The 21,218-nt window shown below is 69.5% G+C and carries 26 protein-coding genes; 12 read left to right on the forward strand and 14 right to left on the reverse strand.

Annotated features, from left to right (window positions below):
* The first annotated feature begins 212 nt into the window (after positions 1 to 212).
* The 6 genes from ABZX22_RS02590 (at position 213) to ABZX22_RS02615 (ending at position 5,314) form a co-directional block, all read left to right on the forward strand.
* Complete coding sequence (locus tag ABZX22_RS02590) at positions 213 to 755, forward strand: SMI1/KNR4 family protein (protein ID WP_354905349.1); 543 nt, start codon at positions 213 to 215, stop codon at positions 753 to 755.
* Positions 756 to 806: 51 nt separating this feature from the next.
* Positions 807 to 1,004 (forward strand): hypothetical protein, encoded by a 198-nt coding sequence (locus tag ABZX22_RS02595; RefSeq protein WP_354905352.1) that lies wholly within the window; start codon positions 807 to 809, stop codon positions 1,002 to 1,004.
* 131 nt (positions 1,005 to 1,135) lie between these two features.
* The gene (locus tag ABZX22_RS02600) at positions 1,136 to 2,311 is read left to right on the forward strand and encodes an MFS transporter (protein WP_354905355.1); all 1,176 of its coding nucleotides are present in this window, start codon (positions 1,136 to 1,138) and stop codon (positions 2,309 to 2,311) included.
* Positions 2,312 to 2,793: 482 nt separating this feature from the next.
* Positions 2,794 to 3,111, forward strand: coding sequence for a hypothetical protein (locus ABZX22_RS02605; protein WP_354905357.1), 318 nt, complete (start codon positions 2,794 to 2,796; stop codon positions 3,109 to 3,111).
* Positions 3,108 to 4,646: a WXG100 family type VII secretion target gene (locus ABZX22_RS02610; RefSeq protein ID WP_354905360.1), complete on the forward strand. Its 1,539-nt coding sequence runs from the start codon at positions 3,108 to 3,110 to the stop codon at positions 4,644 to 4,646. The genes ABZX22_RS02605 and ABZX22_RS02610 overlap by 4 nt, the downstream gene beginning before the upstream one ends.
* Complete coding sequence (locus ABZX22_RS02615; RefSeq protein WP_354905362.1) at positions 4,643 to 5,314, forward strand: hypothetical protein; 672 nt, start codon at positions 4,643 to 4,645, stop codon at positions 5,312 to 5,314. Before ABZX22_RS02610 ends, ABZX22_RS02615 begins: the two co-directional genes overlap by 4 nt.
* Before the next feature lie 462 nt (positions 5,315 to 5,776).
* Here the strand turns inward: ABZX22_RS02615 and ABZX22_RS02620 are convergent, their stop codons facing one another.
* From ABZX22_RS02620 to ABZX22_RS02635, 4 genes are read right to left on the reverse strand one after another with little or no spacing between them, the layout of a single operon-like run.
* Positions 5,777 to 6,418: a DsbA family protein gene (locus ABZX22_RS02620; protein WP_354905365.1), complete on the reverse strand. Its 642-nt coding sequence runs from the start codon at positions 6,416 to 6,418 to the stop codon at positions 5,777 to 5,779.
* Entirely contained in the window at positions 6,415 to 6,903 is a 489-nt protein-coding gene (locus ABZX22_RS02625) for a nucleoside deaminase (protein WP_354905367.1), read from the reverse strand. Before ABZX22_RS02625 ends, ABZX22_RS02620 begins: the two co-directional genes overlap by 4 nt.
* A gap of 6 nt (positions 6,904 to 6,909) precedes the next feature.
* Positions 6,910 to 7,230, reverse strand: coding sequence for a multidrug efflux SMR transporter (locus tag ABZX22_RS02630; RefSeq protein ID WP_354905370.1), 321 nt, complete (start codon positions 7,228 to 7,230; stop codon positions 6,910 to 6,912).
* A gap of 33 nt (positions 7,231 to 7,263) precedes the next feature.
* A complete protein-coding gene (locus ABZX22_RS02635) occupies positions 7,264 to 7,608 on the reverse strand; it encodes a multidrug efflux SMR transporter (RefSeq protein WP_354905373.1) in 345 nt (114 codons plus the stop codon).
* 120 nt (positions 7,609 to 7,728) lie between these two features.
* On the opposite strand from ABZX22_RS02635, the gene ABZX22_RS02640 reads away from it, so the two are divergent.
* On the forward strand, positions 7,729 to 8,193 hold the full coding sequence (locus ABZX22_RS02640) for a MarR family transcriptional regulator (RefSeq protein WP_354905375.1): 465 nt from the start codon (positions 7,729 to 7,731) through the stop codon (positions 8,191 to 8,193).
* Here the strand turns inward: ABZX22_RS02640 and ABZX22_RS02645 are convergent.
* Positions 8,187 to 8,573, reverse strand: coding sequence for a hypothetical protein (locus ABZX22_RS02645; protein WP_354905378.1), 387 nt, complete (start codon positions 8,571 to 8,573; stop codon positions 8,187 to 8,189). The two genes, ABZX22_RS02640 and ABZX22_RS02645, sit on opposite strands and share 7 nt — an antisense overlap.
* Before the next feature lie 137 nt (positions 8,574 to 8,710).
* Entirely contained in the window at positions 8,711 to 9,592 is an 882-nt protein-coding gene (locus tag ABZX22_RS02650) for an oxidoreductase (RefSeq protein WP_354905381.1), read from the reverse strand.
* An 87-nt stretch (positions 9,593 to 9,679) separates the two neighbouring features.
* Here ABZX22_RS02650 and ABZX22_RS02655 point away from each other — a divergent pair, with 87 nt between their 5' ends.
* Complete coding sequence (locus tag ABZX22_RS02655; protein ID WP_354905384.1) at positions 9,680 to 10,360, forward strand: DNA-binding response regulator; 681 nt, start codon at positions 9,680 to 9,682, stop codon at positions 10,358 to 10,360.
* A 107-nt stretch (positions 10,361 to 10,467) separates the two neighbouring features.
* Here the strand turns inward: ABZX22_RS02655 and ABZX22_RS02660 are convergent, their stop codons facing one another.
* Entirely contained in the window at positions 10,468 to 11,292 is an 825-nt protein-coding gene (locus ABZX22_RS02660) for a class I SAM-dependent methyltransferase (RefSeq protein WP_354905386.1), read from the reverse strand.
* A gap of 61 nt (positions 11,293 to 11,353) precedes the next feature.
* Between ABZX22_RS02660 and ABZX22_RS02665 the strand changes: the two genes are divergently transcribed.
* From ABZX22_RS02665 to ABZX22_RS02675, 3 genes are all read left to right on the forward strand, one after another.
* On the forward strand, positions 11,354 to 11,956 hold the full coding sequence (locus ABZX22_RS02665) for a TetR family transcriptional regulator (RefSeq protein WP_354905389.1): 603 nt from the start codon (positions 11,354 to 11,356) through the stop codon (positions 11,954 to 11,956).
* Between the two features lie 35 nt (positions 11,957 to 11,991).
* Positions 11,992 to 13,236: an SMI1/KNR4 family protein gene (locus tag ABZX22_RS02670; RefSeq protein WP_354905392.1), complete on the forward strand. Its 1,245-nt coding sequence runs from the start codon at positions 11,992 to 11,994 to the stop codon at positions 13,234 to 13,236.
* Positions 13,237 to 13,368: 132 nt separating this feature from the next.
* Positions 13,369 to 14,352, forward strand: a complete 984-nt coding sequence (locus ABZX22_RS02675) for a sporulation protein (protein ID WP_354905395.1) — start codon at positions 13,369 to 13,371, stop codon at positions 14,350 to 14,352.
* Between the two features lie 127 nt (positions 14,353 to 14,479).
* Here ABZX22_RS02675 and ABZX22_RS02680 read toward each other — a convergent pair whose 3' ends face one another.
* The 6 genes from ABZX22_RS02680 to ABZX22_RS02705 all read right to left on the reverse strand — a co-directional run bounded on the left by ABZX22_RS02680 (position 14,480) and on the right by ABZX22_RS02705 (position 19,888).
* Positions 14,480 to 14,749: a GlsB/YeaQ/YmgE family stress response membrane protein gene (locus tag ABZX22_RS02680; protein ID WP_354905397.1), complete on the reverse strand. Its 270-nt coding sequence runs from the start codon at positions 14,747 to 14,749 to the stop codon at positions 14,480 to 14,482.
* A 108-nt stretch (positions 14,750 to 14,857) separates the two neighbouring features.
* Positions 14,858 to 15,067 carry a hypothetical protein gene (locus ABZX22_RS02685; RefSeq protein ID WP_354905400.1) on the reverse strand — a complete coding sequence of 70 codons (210 nt, stop codon included), beginning with the start codon at positions 15,065 to 15,067 and terminating at the stop codon, positions 14,858 to 14,860.
* Positions 15,068 to 17,704: a hypothetical protein gene (locus tag ABZX22_RS02690; protein WP_354905402.1), complete on the reverse strand. Its 2,637-nt coding sequence runs from the start codon at positions 17,702 to 17,704 to the stop codon at positions 15,068 to 15,070. It abuts the gene before it with no gap.
* A gap of 32 nt (positions 17,705 to 17,736) precedes the next feature.
* The gene (locus ABZX22_RS02695; RefSeq protein WP_354905405.1) at positions 17,737 to 18,042 is read right to left on the reverse strand and encodes a hypothetical protein; all 306 of its coding nucleotides are present in this window, start codon (positions 18,040 to 18,042) and stop codon (positions 17,737 to 17,739) included.
* Positions 18,039 to 18,413: a YbaB/EbfC family nucleoid-associated protein gene (locus ABZX22_RS02700; protein WP_354905408.1), complete on the reverse strand. Its 375-nt coding sequence runs from the start codon at positions 18,411 to 18,413 to the stop codon at positions 18,039 to 18,041. The genes ABZX22_RS02695 and ABZX22_RS02700 overlap by 4 nt, the downstream gene beginning before the upstream one ends.
* Before the next feature lie 272 nt (positions 18,414 to 18,685).
* Positions 18,686 to 19,888: an FAD-dependent monooxygenase gene (locus ABZX22_RS02705; protein ID WP_354905410.1), complete on the reverse strand. Its 1,203-nt coding sequence runs from the start codon at positions 19,886 to 19,888 to the stop codon at positions 18,686 to 18,688.
* Positions 19,889 to 20,046: 158 nt separating this feature from the next.
* On the opposite strand from ABZX22_RS02705, the gene ABZX22_RS02710 reads away from it, so the two are divergent.
* On the forward strand, positions 20,047 to 20,931 hold the full coding sequence (locus ABZX22_RS02710) for a DMT family transporter (RefSeq protein WP_354905413.1): 885 nt from the start codon (positions 20,047 to 20,049) through the stop codon (positions 20,929 to 20,931).
* Here ABZX22_RS02710 and ABZX22_RS02715 read toward each other — a convergent pair.
* A complete protein-coding gene (locus tag ABZX22_RS02715; protein WP_354905415.1) occupies positions 20,908 to 21,036 on the reverse strand; it encodes a hypothetical protein in 129 nt (42 codons plus the stop codon). The two genes, ABZX22_RS02710 and ABZX22_RS02715, sit on opposite strands and share 24 nt — an antisense overlap.
* Between the last annotated feature and the right edge of the window lie 182 nt (positions 21,037 to 21,218).

Consider the following 21,218-nt stretch of genomic DNA (forward strand, 5'->3'; position numbering starts at 1 on the left):
CCGGCGAGCTGGTCGAGCCACTCATCCACGTGATCGGCACGTAGCTGCCGGAGTTTGATCTTCCCCAGCCCCGGGATGACGTGTGTCCCGCGAGGATGCGTAGCTTGCCGCGTGTGAGTGCGGAGATCACTGCTCCGCTGGCCGTGATGATCCTCCATGGCGGCAGCGCGCTCAGATCGGCTACCGGATGTGGAATGGTCTAGTCTCCCAGGATGACGGAGACACCTGAACATCTGGCCCTCCCCATCGCCTTGGCCGAGGTGGCCAAGGTGGGCTTCGAGTGGACGTGGGACGAAGAAACCGACGAGGCCCACGGTTGTGATTTCGAGCTGTACGAACGGTTCGAGGCGCCGGAGAGGACCGCGTGGTGGTTTCGCCTGTGGACCGGTAACGATGAGGTCGATGGCAGCGAATTCCGCTTTTTCGGCGCTACTGGGGCGGGCGACTATGTCGGTTTCTGGCTGGTTCGGCCTGGTATGTCAATCATCGAGCAGCCTGTCGTCTACCTCGGTTCTGAGGGTGAATGCGGCGTGATAGCTCGCGATCTCGGTGATCTGCTCCGGCTGTTCGCGGACGGCTTGGGCCCGGCAGAGGCATTCGCCGACCCAAGTCGTGAGACGCAGCCGAACGAGGCATTCCAGGCGATCGCGGAGCGGTACGCGCCGGGGAGGCGCCGTTCCGCGGCGGAGATCGTGGCGGGGGCGCGAGAGGAGTTCCCGGGCTTCTCGGAGTTCATCGACGCGATGTGCCGGTGAGTGAAGTCCGCGTCGTGGGCGCACGCAGATGCCGTGTATGTCAATGAGCGCATGACCCGCAAAGCTCCCCGGCACGCCGAAGCCGAACGCAACGATCAGGCCCTCCTGGAGGCCGCGAAGAAGCTGGCCGTGGACGGGGCGCACGCGTCGGTGGCAACGATCGCGACCTGCGCCGGAGTCGGCATCGCCAGGTTTCCCGAGGTCTTCGGATTGTCGGAGACCTCGGCGAGAGTCGATCCATATCGGTAGCGACGGCCGCACGAGCGCTGACGGTGCACGAGTCGTGGCGACGGTTGCGTCCGAAACGTGCCAGTGCCCGCTGCTTCATCCCTGCTTGGCTGGGTGCCTGCACGCCACGCGCACCTGTCTGAACGGGAATCATGTCCACCACCACGCTCGCCCGGCCCCGCTCGCCCCTCATCAACTGGCTCGCGGTCACCTCGCTCATGCTGGGCATCTTCGCCATCGTCACCAGCGAAATCCTGCCCATCGGCCTGCTGACCTCCATCGGCGCCGACTTCGGCATCTCCGCCGGCACCACAGGGCTGACCATGGCTCTGCCCGGCATCGTCGCCGCGGTCGCCGCACCCACCGTCACACTGACCACCGCGCGCCTGGACCGCCGCGTGATGCTGTGCGTCCTCATGGCGGTGCTCGCCGTGGCCGACGTGCTGGCCGCAGTGGCGACCTCCTACTGGGTCATGCTGATCTCCAGGGTGCTCGTCGGCCTCACCATCGGCGGTTTCTGGTCGATCGGAGCCGGGCTGGCCGGCCGCCTGATGCCGCCGCACGCCGTCAGCACCGCCACCGCTGTGATCTTCTCCGCCGTGCCACTGGGCTCCGTGCTCGGCGTACCGGTCGGCACCTTCATCGGCAACCTCGCCGGCTGGCGAACCGCCTTCCTGGTCCTGGCCGTGCTGGCCATCCTGGTCCTGGCCGCCCTGCTGATACTGCTGCCGCCACTGCCCGCCCACCAGGTCACCAGCCTTCGCGTCCTGCTCGATCTGCTGCGCACCCGGGGCGCCGCCATCGCCCTGATGGCTACCGTCCTCATCGTCTTGGCACACTTCGGCACCTACACCTACGTCACACCCTTCCTCCAGGACGTCACCGGCCTGCCTCCTACAGCCGTCAGCGCCGTCCTGCTGGCGTACGGCATCGCCGGAATCGTCGGCAACTTCCTGGCAGGCAAGGCCACCGCCACACGCCTGCGAGCCGCTTTCGCAACCTGCGGCTGCCTGATCGCGGCCACCACCCTGCTGCTGCCCTCGGTAGGCGGCACGACCGTCGGCGCCGTGGTGTTGCTCGTGATCTGGGGCCTGGCCTACGGAGGCGTGCCCGTCTGCTCGCAGGCATCGTTCATCACCGCCGCCCCTCACACGCCCGAAGCCGCCACGGTCATCTTCACCTCCTCCTTCCAGGCGACCTTCGCCCTCGGCGCGTTCCTCGGCGGCCGCGTCGTCGACGCCTTCTCGGTCTCCACCGTGATGATCTGTGGCGGGCTGACCGCTCTGCTCATGGCGGTATCCCTGTGGTCACTCACCAAATCTCGCTGAGCCGGCGCCCTGCATCCCCGCAGCCGACAGGAGCCGCAGCCAAGCCGTCCAAACAGCCTCGACCGGGGGAAACGATCAACCTGGGTCCGGGAAGCGGTCTTCAGAGCCTTGCTTCTGTAGGTTCAGGCTGACTCGTGAACACCCTCTTGGGACCATCTCACGTGGACTCGACCCGTCGGTCGCCGCCGAAGACGGTGCTCATGGCCTGAGCTGGCCGTGCCCTTGTCGGGATCGAGTGCCACGGTGACCCGCCGTACGCAGGTCGCGTTCGCTGATCGCGGTGTCGATCCCGTTGCGGTGCAGCGCGGGGGGTCGGCTCAATCCCCGAGACGTGCCAGGCGAGGTGATCTTGTTACCGGCGGAAGCGTGGCGGCGGCGACGGAGCGCGCTGTAAGCTGTTCCGACGTTTGCGATCTACCTTTTGAAAGCCGCGTTGTTTCCAGCTTGGCACCGCATCTTGATTTAATTCCGGGGAGAAAGTCGTGGGCTCATCGGAGGTGCTGTACGCGCACAGCGCGATCAAGCAGAAGGCCGGGACCGTATGCGATACCGCAGACGATATCCGGATCGCCCGTCGCGATTGGAAACAGGCGCTCGAGTCGCCTGAGGATGAATTCAAGCTCACCGATCCGACCGCAGCCGTGGTTGCCGTCCGGGATGCCTGGGAGAAAGAATTCGAGGTTTATCGCGAGGTGCTCGAACAGTGGTGCCTGGCAACCCGTGCATCAGCCGAAGGGTTCAAGTCGGTTGATGACTATGTCGCCGCCAAGAATCGGCGCGTCGCGGACGGCCGTACGTGACCTCGGACGACTACCTCCAGGCGACTACCGCGATCAACCGGCTCAAGCAGGTCGGCACCTTCCTCGCGACGGTTTCCAACCCGGCCCTCATGATCGGCGAGATCGTCAGCAGCATTTACACGTTGGCCTCGATATTTCGGGACGTCCCCGGGGACCCGGACGGCATCGACGACCTCGGCAAAGCCTTCCGCAATATGGCGACCACGCTCAACACCGCCAACACTGATATCGACCACACAAAGGCTTCCGTCCCTTCGGTATGGACGGGCGACACCGCCACGGAGGCGCTTGCCGCGCTCAAAGCGACCGACGATCTGCTGCAGCAGGCCACGCCGGCCATGCGCAAGGCGGCCACGTTGCTGGAGGAGTACGCCGACGAGGTCCGCCGGTTGAAACGGGAGCTCGGCCATCATCGGCAACACCTGGCTGAAGCAGTGGGCCAGCTCAACAGCACTCTGGACATCCTGCGCAATATCTGGGACACCGTATGGCCGTTCGACCATGACGGCGGCATCATCGATGAGATCCGCAAGGCCATCAGGGCCATTGACGGCGCCATCGAGGTTTTCGAACAACTTCAGACCGCGTCCGACACACTGCGGCGCGGGCTGCGGGACGTGCAGGGCAAGGCGCGCGCCGGTGCCGTCCGGTCGCACCACGTGGACGCCTTCGATGCGGTCCTCCTGGCCAACGCGGGGATCGCCGGCACCACAGGGGAAGAAGACGGCATCCTGAGCACGGCACAGCTGGCCCGGGCGGCGTCCAAGATGGACGCCTTGTCGGAAGCGGAGCGGGCCCGCATGCAGCAGCTTCTGGAAAGTGCGGGCTCCGAGGCGGAGCGGGCCTATCTGATGAAGGCGCTCGCGGCTGGGCACTCGGTCGATGACATCGGCAACTTCGCCAGGGCCATTCACGGCAAGAGTGAAACCTGGCTACGCGAGCACCTCAGCCTGGTCAACCCGGGCAGCAGCGGTACGGTCCTCGTCAACGGAGTCGAGCTGGAGCAGCAGAATCAGACGACCTGCGGCTCGACCTCGATCATGGTGGCCCGCGCGATGAACGACCCGTTGTACGCGCTGGGCCTGACCACGGATGAAAAGGGCAACTCGCTGTCAGGGACCGACCTGCGGGAGAAGTTCGCCGACGAGCAGAACCGCATCCACGATGCCACCAACACCCTGTGGCCACAGGGCCTGGGCACCAGCCCATGGGGACTGTCCGGCGAGATGAACAAGCACGCCGACTCCTTCGGCGCCGACTATGACTGGCGGATCGTCGATGACACCTCAGCCGGATCGGTCAACCCCGCCCTCAACGACGCCGTCAGTGCGGTGGACGCCGGCCACACGGTGCCGGTCCTCATCGGAGACTCCTATCCTGCCCACTATGTGCTGCTCGTCGGGCACCAGGGCAATGACTTGATCTTCTATGACCCGGGCGGGCAAATGGTCCGCGTCAGTGAGGACGACTTCCGCAACGGCAACGTCTCGGCGCTGGGATACAAACACGTACAGGGCGTGGTGGCCCCCAAATGACCAGGCGAGTCCTCCTGGTGCCGGTCTGCGTGCTGCTGAGCGGGTGTATGGCCCCGAGCGCCACCACACAAACCGATCATGATCGCATTACGGTCATGCGGTCACAGCCCTTTGCCGGTGAAGCCATCAGCAAGCCGTCCACCAGGGTCGCCTTCCAGAACTCGGACCGGCTCCGCGCGACCCGCGGCCAGGTGACCGTGGTCCTGGCCGATCAGGCCACGGGGGTCCCGGCTGAAGACGCGCGGCAGTGGGCCGTGAAAGGCATGCGAAAACTGCGTGACAGCGGCTGGACGGTCTACGCCACGGCCTGTCTGCCACCTCGTAAGTCCGATGACCCTGACCCGCCTCAGGATGGCGTCTGGGACGCGTGGTCATTCGTCGCCTACGCGTACAAGATTGTCGATGGGGTGTCCTATTTCGCCACCGCTGACGGGGTCGGGCAATTGCCGGGCAAGGTCAAGATGTCCATCGAAATGCGCGCACCGAGCTCGCGTGAGCCGGTGTCGGATCTGTTCCCCGACCGGCCGCCGCCACTACCGGTAGGGACGAGTTGCGTGGAAACCGGTGGTCTGCCGGCCAAGAAGGTCACCAACGGCCGCATGGTGGTCATGGGCGAGAGCGGTCCCGATCAGGCCGGCAAGGAAGCGCGGAACGACAACGTGCGCTAGTGTCCGGCGCCTGACATTTGTTGAAGATATTCGACGCCGTGCGGTGTTCGAGTAAGGCGTCAATACCTGCACCGAGGAAATTGCAGGCCTTGGACGCGGGCGCCGCGTTGCGTGGACGTCCAGGACGCGATGGACGACACCCACCCACGCGCCACCCGCCGCTACGACCGCTCCCGCCGCCGCCTGGAGGGAAGCCGCCGACGCAGCCACCACACCGGAGCTGTGGCCGCGCGGGGTCTTTCCTCGGCCACTGCCGGGCGGACGCCTTGGTGAGCCGTACGCGTCGGGCCGCCCGGTTCGAGACGGCCGCGGCAGCCACGCTCAGCGAGGGACATGCGGGAAGCCGGGCCGCTATAGCCCACGGTCCTGCCGGGTCGCTCGCCGGCCCCGGAAGAGGATCTGACGCCATCGACACGCCTCCCGCCCGCACCACGCCTGCGCGGACACTGGTGATCCTGTCGTTCAGCAGCCGTCGATCGAGCAGGCGAGGCCGCGCCTGAGGAGATCCGTCTCCTTCGCCTCAGCGCTGTCTATGGCCTCACGCAAGGCGTCGGCTTTCGGCATGCCCTCGATCCTGGCGTCGCCCACCAACAGCGTGGGTACGACGCTGATCCGGTATGCCGCGGCCTCGGCGAGCGCGGCGGCGTGCGCGCCTGCGTAGCTACCCTGTTCCAGGGCGGCGCGGTAGTCGGCGGCGGGAAGCGTGAGCTCGTCCGCGAGCCGTTCCAGGACGGCAAGGTCGCCGATGTCGGCGCCGTCTTCGAAGAAGGCGCGCAGCAGGCGGTCATTGTAGGCTTCGGCCAGGCCGTGCTCCTTGGCGAACTGGTACCCCTCGAAGGCCAGGCGGGTGTACGGCTGCGGTGAGACGTCGGGGAGCCGGATGTCCACGCCCATTGTCCTGGCCATGGGGTAGACCACCTGTGACCAGATGCTGCGCAGGTAGTCGCCTTCGGGGCGGAGCGTGGGCGCCGGCTCTGGTCGCAGTTCGAAGGGCATCCACTCCACAACGACGTCGCGTCCGGCGACCGCCTCGGCGATCGGCTGCTTGGCCAGCAGGCAGAAGGGACAGACGTAGTCGGACCAGATCTTGATATGTACGGTCATGAGACCTCCTGTCCGCGGGCGAGCCAGGCGCGGAACGGCTCTTGTGCGTTGTCGACGGGAACGTGCAGGGGAGACAGCCGCCACTGCTCGACGGGTACGGCGAACAGGTCGTAGGAGGAGGCGTAGTCGAATCCGGCGGCGGCGGCCGTGTGCCGGTCGGCTGCGAAGACGATCTGGCCGATGCCCGACCACAGTGCCGTGACGTAGCACAGCGGGCAGGGTTCGCCGGAGGCGATCAGGGTTGTGCCCGCGAGGGCGTGGAGCCCGTGCCTGCGGGCGGCGTCGCGCAGGGCGACGATCTCGGCGTGGGCGGTGGGGTCCCGGTGGGCTCTGACCCGGTTGACGCCGGATCCGAGCACGGTTCCCGCACCGTCCACGACGAGTCCGGAGAACGGGATCCCGCCGGACTCGACCTCGGCGACGGCCAGGGCGACGGCTCGGGCGAGGTGCTCGGTCAGCCAGGCGGGTCGGTCGACTTTCGGCATCGCGGGTCAGAAACCTGCGGCGATCTTGAGGAGCGCCACGCCGCCGATGATCGCAGCGAATGAGGCGAGCTTGGCTGGGGTGATCTTCTCCTTGTAGATGAGGGCGCCGAGGACGACGGTGCCGATGGAGCCGATGCCGGTCCAGATGGTGTAGCCGACGCCGACGTCCAGCGTCTTCAGCGCCAGGCTGAGGGTGAAGATGCCGCCGGCGGCCGACAGCAGGGTGAAGACCGAGGGCCACAGCCGGGTGAAGCCCTTGGTGGCGTTGGTGCCGAGCGCGAAGCCGATCTCGAAGACGATCGCGATGGAGAGATAGATCCAGGCCATGATGACGTTCCTTCAGGAGAGGGTGGGTGAGGGTCAGGCGGCGGAGGGCTTGGTCGCGGACAGGCGGTCGGCGAGCTTGAGCCCCAGAACACCGCCGATGATCAGGACGAAGGCCAGGGCCTTCCACACGGTCAGCTCCTCACTGAAGATCACGGAGCCGAGCAGTACCGTGCCGACCGAGCCGATGCCCGTCCAGACGGTGTAGCCGACGCCGACGTCCAGCGTCTTCAGTGCCAGGCTCAGGAAGAAGATCCCGCCGGCCGCCGCGGCGGCGGTGAGCAGGGACGGCCACAGCTGGGTGAAGCCCTCGGTGGCGTTGGTGGCCAGAGCGAAGATGACTTCGAAGACGGCCGCGACGAGCAGGTAGATCCAGGCCATGTCAGAACTCCTCAATTATTTGCATGTATCTGCAAGCACTTGGCCGAGCAAAAGCTTGCATGTACATGTATCTTGTTGTCAATCCCGCGCCGGGAAAGCCACAGAAGGAGGAGGCCCCTCATGGGTTCGACAGCTTCCGCCCCGACCTCGATCGCCGCGCCGTCGGCCATGTCCAGCTCGTGGAATCACGTCCTGCTGCTGCACGCTCGGGTAGAGAGCAGTCTCGCCATCACCCTCCAGCGGCGACACGGCATGGGCCTGTCGGAGTACCGCGCGCTCGGCCACCTGGCCGCCTCCTCCGCCGGTGAGCTGCGCATGCAGGAACTGGCCGACAAGCTCGGGCTCAACCAGAGCTCGGTCACCCGCCTGGTGGCGCGGCTGAACGCGGCGGACTTCACCTACCGGGACCTGTGCCCAGATGACAAGCGCGGCATCTATACCGTCATCACCGAGGCAGGCAGAGCACGCTACGCCGAAGCGAGTCTCACGTACGAGGCGACGCTCGCGAGCGTATTGGGGGAGGCGGCTCAGGCGGACCCGCGGATCGCCGCGGCACTCGCGGCACTGGGATGGGCCGGTCAGTGACCTGGATCATGGATCGGGAACGGCACGCCGGCCGGATGCTGCTCGTTCACGCTGAACGCCAGGACCCCGGTCTGGCCCTCCTTGATGGCCGAGGGGTCGATCTGGAAGGTCGGCTGGGACATGTCGAGCTGGTCGGGACAGAAGACGGACAGCTCGGCTCTTCCTCGGGCAACCAGCTCTGGCTGCGCGGCTGCGGGCTGCATCCCCTGCCCGTGGGGACGTAGTCGACGCCCACGTTGATGTCCCAGCACGGGGCCGAGGGCCGTCGGGCGGAACAGCTCGCGGCGCGGCCTGTAGGCATGGTTGTGGACGGCGCGGGCGAACTCGTTGAAGAGCTCGCCGAACGCCTGCTGGTCAGCGTCCCTGATCCGGGCGCGCATCGTCACATCCACATCAGGTTCTGTCCGCGGGAGCGCCGGAGTTCTCTGCGTTACGGCAAGTCGTGGCGGGCGCCGCCGGCCGTTCTGAGCGGGTCGCGCAGCGGCGGTGGGGGTCGTCGTCGGGTGGTGACACAGGCTCAGCTCTCGAGTTCGGCGAGGTCCTGAGACGTCAGGCGGATCCGGCTCGCGCCCATGTTCTCCTCCAGGTGGTCGAGCGAGCCGGTGCCGGGGATGGCGAGCAGCGCGGGAGAACTCGCCAGCAACCAGGCGATCGCCGCCTGCGCCGCGGTCGCCCGGTGGCGGGCCGTGACCCGCTCCATGCGAGCCGGGTCGATCGGGCGAAGGCCGCCGCCGAGCGGGAAGAACGGCACGAACGCGATCCCGTCCTTCTCGCACTGCGCCAGGAGCCCGGCGTCGCCCCGGTCCTGTACATGGAAGCTGTTCTGCACCGCCGCGACCGGGGCGATCGTCCGCGCCTCGGCGACTTGGGCGGCGTCGACGTTGCTGAGGCCCAGGTGCCGGATCAGCCCTTGCTCGCGCAGGTCGGCGAGCACCGCGAACCGGTCGGCGACCGACTCGCCTCCGGGCCCGGCCATGCCGCCCACCCGCAGGTAGACGAGGTCGAGCCGGTCCACGCCGAGAGTGCGCAGGTTGTCCTCCACCAGGCCCCGCAACGCGTCCGGGCCGGCCTGGCCCCCGGGAATCCCGTCGGCGTTGAACAACGGTCCGACCTTCGTCGCGATCACCAGGTCGTCGTCATAGGGGGCGAGCGCCCTCCGGATGAGGTCGTTGGCCGCCACCGCGCCCCTCCGGTAGAACCACGCCGTGTCGATGTGGTTGACACCCAGGTCGACCGCGCGGCGCAGCACCGCGACGCCCGTCTCCGGGTCGCGGACGGGTCCCTGGAACACACCGGTCGGCAGTCGCATGGCGCCGAAACCGAGGCGGCGGACGGCGAGGTCTCCGCCGAGGAGGAACTCTCCAGGTGAAGCGGCTGCATGCATGTCGTTGGTCGTCATGCCGACCAGCCTCCTCCGCCCCGTACGGCGAGCCAACGCGGTGGCAGCAAGCTGCCACCGCGCCGCGACGGCGGCGATAATGAACGGGTGACTGCCGATCAGCTCATCACCGTGCGCGGTGATATCGAGCTCGTCGCCCGGACCGGTCACCTGTTCGCCGGCATACGGCAGGAGTTCGTGTGCGTGGCCCGTGACCTGGCCACCTGGTCGCAGCCCGCGGCACGGCAGGCCGTCGCGGACCGGATCCGCGCGACCGGCGCTGCCGATTTCCCGGTGAAGAAGCTTCTCAGCCCGGTGGCTCTCGCCGACGAGGCGGCCAGGCTGCATCTCCGCGAGATCACGGCCAGGGGCGCCCAGGTGCGGATCAGCTCGACGCCTCTTCCGCACGAGACGCTCATCATCGACCGGCGGGTGGCGATCCTCGCCGGTCGTGACGCGCCGGGTCCCAGGGAGTTCACCGTGACCACCTCGCCCGTGCTGGTCGGCGGTGTGCACGCGCTTTTCCAGGCGGCCTGGGAGACCGCCACCGATGTCGACGCCTATCTCGCGGGGGAGGTGCCCCACCTCGACGCCGACGGCTTGGAGGTCCTGCGTTCCCTGGGCGCCGGGCACACCGACGAGGCAGGGGCCAGACGGCTCGGCCTCTCGCTGCGCACCTACCGGAGACGGGTCGCGGAGCTGATGGCGAAGCTCGAGGCCGACTCCCGGTTCCAGGCGGGGCTCCGCGCGGGCGAACTCGGGCTCGGCGGATCGGCGGCGACCGGCTGACGGTGCGCGGCTTGTCCGGATCCTCGGGAGGTGACCGGCTGGCGGTGCGCGGCTTGTCCGGATCCTCGGGAGGTGACCGGCTGGCGGTGCGCGGCTTGTCCGGATCCTCAGGCGGTGCCGGTTCGGGTGGCGGTGACGACCACTGTCGCGTAACGCATCGTGAAGCCGCCCCCCATCGCGTCGATGGCGGCCCCCACGCCCTCCAGCACCTGCGCCAGCTGGTCAGGCGGGAACCGGGTGAGGGCGCCCTGGGTCGGCATCTGGTCCAGCCACTCGTCTCTGGTGTAGGGCTGCTCCCAGTCGAACCGCCACTCTTCGGGCTCGCCGAACCCGCTCACCTGCCGGATGCCGTCGGCGGCCTTGGCGTACAGTGCCTGGTACCCGTCCAGGCCCGGCGCCACCGGGAGCTTGACCGGCGAGTCGGGCATCACCCGCCGGTAGACCGAGACGAACGCGTCCGTCACGTCGGGCGGCAGCTCGAAGGCGTTCCAGAACGCCGCCAGGCGTCCGCCGGGGCGCAGCACCCGTGCCGCCTTGGCGGCTCCCGCGGCCGCGTCCACCCAGTGCCAGGTCTGCCCGGCGACGACCGCGTCGAAGGTACGGCCGGCGGGCTCCCAGGCTTCGAACGTCGCCACCTCGACCTCAAGGCCGTGGCGCCGGGCGAAGTCGGCCATCCGCGCGTCGGGCTCGACGCCCAGGACGGCGCAGCCGGCCGCCTGGAACTGCCGGGCGTCGATGCCGGTTCCGCAGCCGACGTCGAGGAGGTCGGGCCCGGGGCTGCCGGCGACGATCCGGTCCACCATGGCGTCGGGGTAGTGGGGCCGGGTCCGGTCGTAGCGCTCGGCGTCCACGCCGAACGACTCGGCCACCTGTCGGTGCTGGTGAGGCTCGTGTTCAGGAAGCGGCGCTCCCGCCGAAGGTATAGTGGGCATGCGCCCACCATAGTGGGCACGTGCCCACTCATCAACCCGACGAGGAAAGGAGAGACGCACGATGCCGACAGGGGTAGCCCTCCGCGATCCGCGGGAGCAACTGTTCGACGCCGCCGAGCGCGTCCTGCTCCGCGATGGGCCGAACGCGCTGACCAGCCGCGCGGTCACCACCGAGGCAGGGTGCGCCAAGGGTGTCCTGCATCGGCACTTCCCCGACTTCGACGCCTTCCTCGCCGAGCTCGTGCTCGACCGCATCGCCCGGATCGACGCCCAGGCCGCCGCGCTGCGCGGGTCCGCCGGGACCGGCACCGTCGCCGGCAACCTCACCGACGCGCTCACGGATCTGTTCGAGTCGGTCGCCGTGGCGATCGTCGGCCTCATCACCGCCAGGGACAACCTGCGCACCAGGCTGCGCGAGGCCAGGCCGACCGGCGTTCCCGTACTGGCGGAGGCCACGGCCATGATCGCGTCCTACCTCGCCGCCGAGCGCGAACAGGGCCGCCTCGCGGCGGACGCCGACGTCGACACGCTCGCGCTCACGCTGATCGGGAGCGGGCACCTGCTGTTCGCCGGCCAGTACGGCACGCCGCCGGAGGCAGGCGCCGTCCACAAGGTCGTGACCACGGTCATCGGCGGCGTCGTGCGGGAGAGTGCGGGCTTTTGATCCCCTAAAGAGGAATTCCAGGTACTCTGCCGGACGTGCGGCGATTGATCATGTCCCGCGGGGTATGGCTGGCGCTGTTCGCGGCCGTCGTGGCGGCGGCGATCGTGGCGATCGTGCGTTCTCGCCGACGCCCGCCGGTTCAGCTGGCTGAGGCGGCTCCCGCCAACCCCGTTCCCGCTCCCGCCCAGAGCCGGCCTACGGCACCGTGGCCCCCGGCGCCGGTCCTCGGCACCCCGACCGCCGAGGATCTCCACCGTTACGCCGCCAGACCCTCCGTCCTGGACCACCCCGCGTTCGCGGAGATGGACGACCGGCCGAGGGTGCCGCTGGAGCCGGCCGTCCGACGCCGCCTGACCCGCTGGGGCATCGCCGGGCTGGCGCTTCTCGTCCTGGCCGCCGGCACCCAGGCCCTCGAATCGGCCGTCTTCTCCAAGCAACGACCAGAGGAAGCGGCTCGCCAGGTCACCTCCTTCGTGTCGCAGGACGCGCTGTGCGACAAGACCACCTCGGATGTCGATGCCAGGTGCCTCTTCGCCGCGATCGACGAGCGCCAGGCCGATGATCGCCAGGTCGTCGAGGGCGTGGAGACGCAGGCGCCGGTGCCGGCGCCGGACTACCAGCCGGCGCCGGACTACCAGCCGACGCCCGACGCGGACTGCCGGCCCGGCAGCGCCGGCCCGCGGGTACGGAAGGTCGACGCGAAGGTGGCCCGGGCGGTGAACCGGCAGTGGCGGCGGATCGAGGCCTGGCTGAAGACGAACGCCCCGAAGTCCTATCGCACGCTGGGCAGGCCCGGAAGGGCCGAGGACATCGCGGCGGCGGAGGCGCGGATGGGCTCGCCGTTCCCCGACGACCTGCGGGCCTCGCTCCTGCGGCACGACGGGACGGTCGAGGTGAAGGACGTCTGGGGTATCGGCTTCCTGGGCAACTGGAGCCTCAGCGTCGAGGAGATGCATGGCACGTGGCAGCAGCTGTGTGAGATCGACGGCGAAGACATCCGCGACGGGGGCTTCTCCGATCCGCGAACCGACTGGTGGGACGGGCGCATGCTGCCCATCGGCTCCGACGGGTCGGGGAACCACCTGGTGATCGACTCGGTGGAGCGTGACGTCGGCGACACCGATCACGAGGGCACCATGAGCTTCACGCCCGGAGGACGCCCGATCCGCTCGTACTACGCCCTCCTGAAGGCCACCGCCGACGCCATGGAGGGCAACGGCTCCGTCGGCTACTGGAAACCCAAGGCGGTCGCCGGCGAGCTCGACTGGGAAGTCCTCTGAGGCATTGGAAGGGGTCGTTCGTCACAAGCCGGCGCACCCACGCCTGACCTGCCCTGGAACCCGGCCCGCACGTTGATCGTTCAGGCGGGTGGCTGACACATGCCATCAACCGTCGACAGGGAGAGACAAGCCGTGGTCTTCAAACGGATGCTGGGCGCATTCGGTGTGGGCGCCCCCTCGGTGGACACCGTCCTGACCACTCCGCGCACCCAGCCGGGCGGGACGCTCACCGGCGAGGTACGGCTCAACGGCGGCGACTTCGACGCCGACATCGAGCACATCACCCTTGGCCTGGTCGCCCGGGTCGAGATCGAGTACGGCGAGGGCGAGGGAGCCGGAGTGGGAGAGTTCTCGCGCGCCCAGGTCTCCGGCCCGTTCGTCCTCCGCAAGGGCGAGGAGCGCACCATCGGCTTCAGCATCCCGGTGCCGTGGGAGACGCCGATCAGCGAGATCGGCGGACAGCAGCTGAACGGCATGGCGCTGGGCGTGCGCACCGAGCTGGCCATCGCCAAGGCCGTCGACAAGGGCGACCTGGACATGGTCTCGGTCGAGCCGCTGCCCTCCCAGCTGCGCATCCTCGAGGCGTTCCTCCAGCTCGGCTTCCAGTTCAGGTCGGCGGACCTGGAGGTGGGCCAGATCTACGGCTCCAGCCAGCAGCTGCCGTTCTACCAGGAGATCGAGTTCTACCCGCCGCCCCAGCACGCCGGGACCGTCGGCGAGGTCGAGCTGACCTTCGTCACCAACCCGGGCGGCCTCGAGGTCGTCCTGGAGGCCGACAAGCGGGCCGGCCGCTACTCGGGCGACTCCATCGGCCGCTTCACCATCAGCCACGACGACGCCATGCGCACCGACTGGCCGAGCGAGATCGGCCGCTGGCTCGCCGGTCTCAGCCAGCACGGCGGCCACCGCGGCGGTTACGGCCACGAGGGGTACGGCCACGGCGACCACCACGGCGGTTACGGCCACCACCAGCACCACGAGCAGCACGGCGGGCCGGGGTGGGGCGCGGTGGCCGCCGCCGGCGCGGCGGGCGTGGTCGGCGGCCTGGTGGCCGGCGAGGTCATCGAGGAAATCTTCGAAGGTGACGAGGAGGAAGGCGGAGACGGCGACTGGTAGCGCGCCGCAGGGGCGGTCCGGACGACGTGCCTGACGGGCGGGCCGTCCGGTAGCCGTCTCCGCTCCCCACTCAAAACGCCGGCCGGGCCACGAGTTCGTCTCGTGGCCCGGCCGGCGACGGTGGGACCTATGTGCGGCGCCTGCCGTACGCGCCGGCGGTGAGCGACACCCCGAGTGCGGCCAGCGCCACCTGGATGCCGAGCTCGATCCAGTCGATGCCCGCCGTGTCCGCCACCCCCAGGGTGGCCGCGATGGCGGTGCCGACGAGTGCCGCGACCACACCGATCACGATCGTCAGCCAGATGGGCATCCGCTGCCGCCCCGGTACGACCAGACGCCCCAGAGCGCCGATGACGATACCGATGAGGACGCCGGAGATGATGCCGGTGATTTCCACGCTGCGACTCCCGAAGGTCGGCGATCTCTCTCGTTCCGGTCAACGAACGCCCCGCAGGCGTGGTTCCTCGGAGGGTGCGCGTCGAGAGCCGCCGCGGGAACGGGTGAGCTAGTCGACCGGCACGATCTCCACGTAGCCGTTGCTCCAGCCGGTGTACCACTCGAACACCTCTGCCGCGCTCAGCCCGCGCGACGCCATGGTCTGGACGAACATGTCATGGAGCTCCGCGGCGCTCGCGGCGAGCTCGCCGTCACCGGTGAGGTCGATCGTGCCCAGGAGCCGCCCGGTGTGGATCTCTCTGACCTGCAACACTGTCACTCACTCCTGATCGAAGATGGAGGTCGTCGCCGAGGCGTTCTCCGCGATTTTCTCCCATCGCTTCCAGACGCCGGCGAACCAGTCGCCCCGGCCCAGACCCTCGAAGTACGGCCGGACGGATTGGATCTGCCGGCTCAGCCGCACGACGTCGGAACGGCTCAACTCGTTCGGGATGTACTCGAAGCTGCTGACGATGTACCCGGACATGTCTCTCGACACCCAGTGGTCGGCGAACGGGCTGATCGTCACCTCGGCGATGCGGCCCACGTACTGCGGCGGAAGGCCCTCGAACGAGCCCGACATGTCGATGCCCCAAGGCTCCCCGCGCTCGTCGAGGATGATGTTGAGCCGGTTGGCGTCACCGTCCACGGCGAGCACGTGGAGCAGGCCCAGGAGCTTGGCCGCCAGGGTCGTCGGTGCGGGAAGGAAGGCGAGCGCCGTGCCGTCGCCGATGAAGGGCATCACGATCGTGTGGGGATCGAGACGGTAGATGGGCGGCACATTGGCACCGATGGCCTCGCCCAGGACCGACCCGAGCACCTCCGCGTCCGCCTGTCCTGTCCGCTCGACGACCTTGTGCACCCAATGGGACCCGTCGCCGAGGTGGTGCGAGGTCACGCTGCGCGCGGATAGGCCGCCGGTCAACCTGTGGCCGTCCTCCTCCGGGCGGAAGCCCTCGAAGGCCCGGGCCAGTTCGGGTGGCAGGGGCCGGTGCCCGGGGTGCGGAGGGATGTTCGACGGTTGCGAACGTCCGGCCTGGTCGGGGGGCCGGCTGATCGACTCGTCGATGCGGTTTCTCGGGATGTGGGCGTCCGGCGCGTGCGGCAACGGTGAGGTGGCGGCCTCGGGTGCGGAACGGGAGTTTCCGCCCTGTGCGGTCGACCGCGCGTAGTCGTCGAGGCTGTAGGCGATGCGCGGGTCGCGGGTCTCGGGTGAGCGCGGGACGGCGGCCTGCGTGGTGGGGGACGGGTAGTTGTCGAGGCTGTAGGCGATGCGCGGGTCGCGGATCTCGGGTGAGCGCGCGCTGCCGGCGCCGGCGCCGTCGCCGGAGGCGCGCCCGACCGGCTGCGGTGCGGCGCGGTCGCCGTCCGCCAGGTGCGTTCCCGCCCCCTGCCGGGACCCGTCGGCGTGCGTCGCCGGGCGGTCCGCGGGTGGATCCAGCGGGCGGTTGATCAGGTCGTCGATGCTGCGTCTCGGACCCGTGGCGTTCGGCTCCGGCCGGGCGGGACGCGGCACCTCGTCGGCGCCTGCCCGCCGTGGGGAGAGATCGTTCGGACGTGCCGACGAGTCGTCGGCTCGGCGTCCCTCGAAGACCGGTGTCCGGTCGCCGCCCTGACGCGACGGCCCTTCCTGCCTGGCTCCCGTCTCCGGTACGGCGCGCGTCCCATGGCTCTCGGCGACGCCGCGTCCCGAGGCGGTTTCGGGAACGGCGCGGTGCGGTGGGCCTGCCGGCACGCGCGCAGGTGCCGCAGGAGGGGTTCTCGGCCCCGGCGCGGCCGGTTCGCCCCGTACGGGGGCCGGAGGTTCGGGGCGCGTGATGAACGGGGGTGGGGCGAGGTCGGCCTGGGCGGTGCGTGTGAGGAGGCCGGGCGTGCCCGTGTGATCCTTGGCCCCGACTTGGGTGGGGGCCTCCGGCGTGGTCTGGGCGAGGCTGGTGATGGCACCGTCGGCAGGCCCGAGGACGCGGCGGGCGGGACCCGGGGGTGGTCCGCCGTCGAGGTGAACGGCAGGCGGTGCGCCACCCCCTTCGACATGGCCCGGCACGTGCGCCAGCAGATGCTGGCCGTCCGCGCCCAGGGCGGCGGAGGTGCCGCTCTTGAGGATGAGGTCCCAGTCCAGCGGCTTGCCGTCCAGTGTCAGGCTGATCGCCGTGGTGGCCGACCCCGCGATGCCGTACTGCGCCATCTGGCCGGGCATCGTGGTGGTCAAGGCGGCCAGCAGCCTCTCGCCGAAGGCCGCCTCGGCACGGGCCACACCGGCCCGTAACGCCGGGGTGGCCAGCCGTCCCAGCCCGCCGCCCAGCAAGCCGGTCAGCAGTCCGTTGATCGCGCCGTCGCGCAGGCTGACCAGGAGCTGGTTCACGTCGACGTCGTCCCGCCGTCCCCCCAGGACCTGGGAGAGCTGCGTCGCGAAATCCATCCCCCCGCCGAAGACGGCGAAGACGGCCATCAGCCTGAGGGTGTGCATGGCGATCTGCAGCGCGCTCATGCGCGTGATCTGCAAGAACGGCCGGAGCAGCCATGGCGCCTGCCAGAGCAGCAGCGGCAGCGTGATGATCAGGAAGACCACGATGAGCGTGATCATGCGTTGGGCGTGCTGGATCGTCACTCCGACGGCGTTCAGCGCGATCGCCGCGTCGATCAGTTTCTTGACCAGGTCGGCCTGCCGTCCGCCCACCGTCCGCTGCACGTGCGCGACGAACGCCTGCTGGGCGTCGCCGTCCCACGCGTCGCCCACCAACCTCGCCGTGGCCGGATCCGCCGCGGCCGTGCCCGCCACCACCCGGTGCGCCGTGGCGACGCAGGCGTCAGCCATCCGGAAGCACCGCTGCGGATCGCCCTCCGGCCAGGCCATCCCGGTGACCCAGTCCACGTACGGCCGCAGGAACTCCGGCACCACGCACCCGTCGAACCCCATGATCGACCGCCGTCAGCGCCTGCCGGTGCCGATCACACGTTCCGCCGGTTGGCCTGTTCGGTGACCTCGTAGACGTCGGCGTTCACGCGCAGGCCGGTGCCGGTGTAGGCGAGCTCGTCGAGATAGGCGTCGAACGCCGCGAAGATCTCTTCTTCGATCCGAGGGAGGTGCTTGGCCAGCTCCGCCCCGTACTGATCGCTGCCGAGGGCCGTCCTGTCCCTGTCGAAGGCCTTGTGCAGGGCCTCCTTGGCGTCGGCCACCTCGATGTGCCGGTCGCCGAACACGGCGCTCTCGCGCCGGATCGTCTGCCAGTCGGCGGAGTAACCTTCCCGGTTCATGCCGAACCGGGGTAAGGCAACAAGGAGTCGAGGTCCGCGCCCTCGCCGAAGATCTCCTCGTACGGCACGCCCTCGGGGAGCAGCGGGCCCACCAGCTCCCTCGACCGATCCGCCACCGCGGCCGTCGCGCGCGTGATCTGTTCGGTGATCGCGTTGGCGAGTTCGGTGGGCGAGAGCCTGCGATAGACCCTCGGGTTCAGCTCGATACGGCGCACCTGCCCACGCGGGCCCACCGTCACCGTGACCATCTCGTCGTCCGACTGAACGGAGACTTCCACCTTGTTGAGCTCGGCGTACGCCTCCTTGATCCGGCGCGCCTGCCGTTCGTACTCCTCGGTGAGCTCGCTGAGCGTCGCGCTGAACTCGTCCACCCCTGACTCACCTCCATCGACACCATGACGCCTCATCCGCGAGGCGTGCGGGCCTCGATCTCCACAGCCGCCAGGGCGACCTGGCCGAGCGGCAGGTGGAGCGTGTGGCGACCATCTCTGGTCGATGGATCATGAGGGCGCCTGAGCGTAACATGACCGGCCCGGCGCGGACGAGGGTCGCGGCGGAGGTCAGGACGCGGCGTCTCCCGGGCGCCGCCGGCCGGGCGACGCCGGAATCGGGCTGTCCACGGTCGCGCGGCGGCGGCGCGCGCTCAGTACTTCTTGAGCGAGATGGCCGTGGCGGCCTTGTGGATGGGCTCGACCATCTTGGCCGTCATCCGGTCCTTGCCCGGCAGGTAGTGCATCAGCGACAGCATCGTCATCGCGATCCTGACCTGGGCCTTGCTCCGCATCACCATCCGCTTGATGTTGGCGGGCCCGAGCTTCTGGTTGGCCGCGGCGAAGGGCCGCATCTCCCTCTCGTAGGCCGCGAAGCCGGTCTCGTGGTCGCCGCCCGCCGCGGCCAGCTCGCCGGCCAGGACGTAGGCGCCCACCAGTGCCAGGCTGGTGCCCTGGCCGGAGGCGGGGGAGGCGCAGTAGGCGGCGTCGCCGACCAGCGCGACCCTGCCGGTGGACCAGCGGTCCATGTGCACCTGGCTGAGGGAGTCGAAGTAGAAGTCGGGCGCGTCGGCCATGCCCTGGAGCAGGCGCGGGACCTCCCAGCCCTCGGCCGCGTAGGCGTCGGCCAGGATCCGCTGCTGCTGGGCGCGGTCGCGGGGGTCGGGCGCGCTCTGCCCGTCCGCGGAGAACAGGAACATCGCCTTCGCGCCGGTGTCCTTGGCGGTGCTGTAGGTCAGCGCGGTACGGCCGGGGCCCACGTAGGTCAGCTCCCACCGGTCGAGGTCGAGGTGGTTGGGCACGCTGAAGATCGAGACGTAGTAGCCCATGTCGTGCACGAACCGCTGCTCGGGGCCGAAAGCCAGCCCGCGCGTGTTGGAGTGCAGCCCGTCTGCGCCGACGACCAGGTCGTACCTGGCCTGCCTGCCGCTGTCGAAGACGACGTCCACGCCGTCGGGGCCCTCGGTGAGGGAGGCGATGGAGTCGCCGAAGCGGTAGTCGACCGTGTCGCGGGTCAGGTCGTACAGCAGCTTGCTGAGGTCGCCGCGGAGGATCTCGGCGTCCTCGTGGACGCGGCCGCCGAACGTGTCGCCGTCCATGGAGGCCACCCGCTTGCCGGCCGCGTTGACGATCGAGCCGCCCTGGACGTCGGTCCGCTCACGGCGGATCTCGTCGAGCAGGCCCATGTGGGCGACCACCTCGAGCGCGGCTCCCCTGATGTCGATCTTGTAGCCGCCCGCGCGGATCTCGGGTGCCCGCTCGACCACGGTGGGGGTGAACCCGTGGCGGTGCAGCCAGTAGGCCAGGGTCGTGCCGGCGATGCTGGCACCCGAGATCAGGACGGTGCGGTTCTTCATGGGGGGCTCCTGAGGGAGAGGGGGGTTCTGCCTGCACTCCAAACCATACATGCGTCTCACACGCATGTGCAACACTTATGTCTTAGACGTTCGTGTGAAAATGCGGGAGCCGATCCTCGCGAGCGTTCTGTCGGGGCGTGCTCGTAAGGTGGCGTCCCATGGAGAACAAGGCCCTCGTCGCCGCAGGCGTCACCGTGCTGCTGTGGGCCTCGGCGTTCGTCTCGATCCGCAGCGCCGGCGCCGAGTACAGCCCCGGAGCCCTCGCCCTGGGCCGGCTGCTGGCCGGGTCGGCGGTGCTGGCGGTGATCTGGCTGGCGCGCGGCGGCGGCGTCCCGCCCCGGGCGGCGTGGCCCGGCATCCTCGGCTCGGGCCTGCTCTGGTTCGGGCTCTACATGGTGGCCCTCAACTGGGGCGAGCAGCTCGTCGACGCGGGCACGGCCGCCATGGTGGTCAACATCGGCCCGATCGTGGTCGCCCTGCTCGGCGGCTGGCTGCTCAAGGAGGGCTTCCCCCGTGCCCTGCTCGCCGGGCTGGCCGTGTCGTTCGTGGGGGCGGCGATCGTCGGGGTGTCGATGTCCGACGGCGGGCGCTCCTCGCTCGGCGGCGTGCTGCTCTGCCTGCTGGCGGCCGTCTCGTACGGCATCGGCGTCGTCTTCCAGAAGCCCGCCCTCCGCCACGCCAGCGCCCTGCAGGTGACGACGTTCGGCTGCTTCGTCGGCGCGGTCGCCTGCCTGCCGTTCGCCTGGCAGCTGGTCGAGGAGGTGTCCACGGCGTCGGTGGGCGCCACGCTCAACGTCGTCTACCTGGGCGTCTTCCCGACCGCCCTCGCGTTCACCACCTGGGCCTACGCGCTGGCCAGGACGACGGCCGGGAAGATGGGCGCCACCACCTACCTCGTGCCCGCGATCGTGGTGCTGATGTCGTGGGCCGCGCTGGGCGAGGTGCCCGGATGGCTGACGCTGCTCGGCGGCTTGCTCTGCCTGGCGGGGGTGGGTGTCTCGCGCAGCAGGCCCGTGCGGTCAGGCGGCCGGCGCGTGGGCTGACCTGGAGCCGGCCCGCCGGGCCGGTGGGACGAAGGGGATCAGCAGGCAGATCGCGCCGAGCGGGATGAGGTCCTTGCCGGCGACCGGCAGCCCGAAGCCGAGCACGACCCGAAGACGAGAGGGTTGACGCCCAGCGGCCTGCCGCGCTTCCCGCGCTTCCGCGCTTCCCGCGCTTCCGCGCTTCCCGCGCTTCCGCGCTTCCCGCGCTTCCGCGCTTCCCGCGCTTCCGCGCTTCCCGCGCTTCCGCGCTTCCCGCGCTTCCGCGCTTCCCGCGCTTCCGCGCTTCC

Origin of the sequence: Nonomuraea sp. NPDC003804, from assembly GCF_040610675.1 — a bacterium.
In the GTDB taxonomy this organism is placed as follows: Bacteria; Actinomycetota; Actinomycetes; order Streptosporangiales; family Streptosporangiaceae; genus Nonomuraea.

Coding starts and splice junctions, on each gene's coding strand:
- ABZX22_RS02615 (WP_354905362.1), top strand. CDS start 4,643: ATGACCAGGCGAGTCCTCCTGGTGCCGGTCTGCGTGCTGCTGAGCGGG.
- ABZX22_RS02635 (WP_354905373.1), bottom strand. CDS start 7,608: ATGGCCTGGATCTACCTGCTCGTCGCGGCCGTCTTCGAAGTCATCTTC.
- ABZX22_RS02650 (WP_354905381.1), bottom strand. CDS start 9,592: ATGACGACCAACGACATGCATGCAGCCGCTTCACCTGGAGAGTTCCTC.
- ABZX22_RS02705 (WP_354905410.1), bottom strand. CDS start 19,888: ATGAAGAACCGCACCGTCCTGATCTCGGGTGCCAGCATCGCCGGCACG.
- ABZX22_RS02625 (WP_354905367.1), bottom strand. CDS start 6,903: ATGCCGAAAGTCGACCGACCCGCCTGGCTGACCGAGCACCTCGCCCGA.
- ABZX22_RS02710 (WP_354905413.1), top strand. CDS start 20,047: ATGGAGAACAAGGCCCTCGTCGCCGCAGGCGTCACCGTGCTGCTGTGG.
- ABZX22_RS02600 (WP_354905355.1), top strand. CDS start 1,136: ATGTCCACCACCACGCTCGCCCGGCCCCGCTCGCCCCTCATCAACTGG.
- ABZX22_RS02620 (WP_354905365.1), bottom strand. CDS start 6,418: ATGACCGTACATATCAAGATCTGGTCCGACTACGTCTGTCCCTTCTGC.
- ABZX22_RS02660 (WP_354905386.1), bottom strand. CDS start 11,292: ATGCCCACTATACCTTCGGCGGGAGCGCCGCTTCCTGAACACGAGCCT.
- ABZX22_RS02630 (WP_354905370.1), bottom strand. CDS start 7,230: ATGGCCTGGATCTATCTCTCCATCGCGATCGTCTTCGAGATCGGCTTC.
- ABZX22_RS02690 (WP_354905402.1), bottom strand. CDS start 17,704: ATGGGGTTCGACGGGTGCGTGGTGCCGGAGTTCCTGCGGCCGTACGTG.
- ABZX22_RS02590 (WP_354905349.1), top strand. CDS start 213: ATGACGGAGACACCTGAACATCTGGCCCTCCCCATCGCCTTGGCCGAG.
- ABZX22_RS02665 (WP_354905389.1), top strand. CDS start 11,354: ATGCCGACAGGGGTAGCCCTCCGCGATCCGCGGGAGCAACTGTTCGAC.
- ABZX22_RS02695 (WP_354905405.1), bottom strand. CDS start 18,042: ATGAACCGGGAAGGTTACTCCGCCGACTGGCAGACGATCCGGCGCGAG.
- ABZX22_RS02595 (WP_354905352.1), top strand. CDS start 807: ATGACCCGCAAAGCTCCCCGGCACGCCGAAGCCGAACGCAACGATCAG.
- ABZX22_RS02640 (WP_354905375.1), top strand. CDS start 7,729: ATGGGTTCGACAGCTTCCGCCCCGACCTCGATCGCCGCGCCGTCGGCC.
- ABZX22_RS02645 (WP_354905378.1), bottom strand. CDS start 8,573: ATGCGCGCCCGGATCAGGGACGCTGACCAGCAGGCGTTCGGCGAGCTC.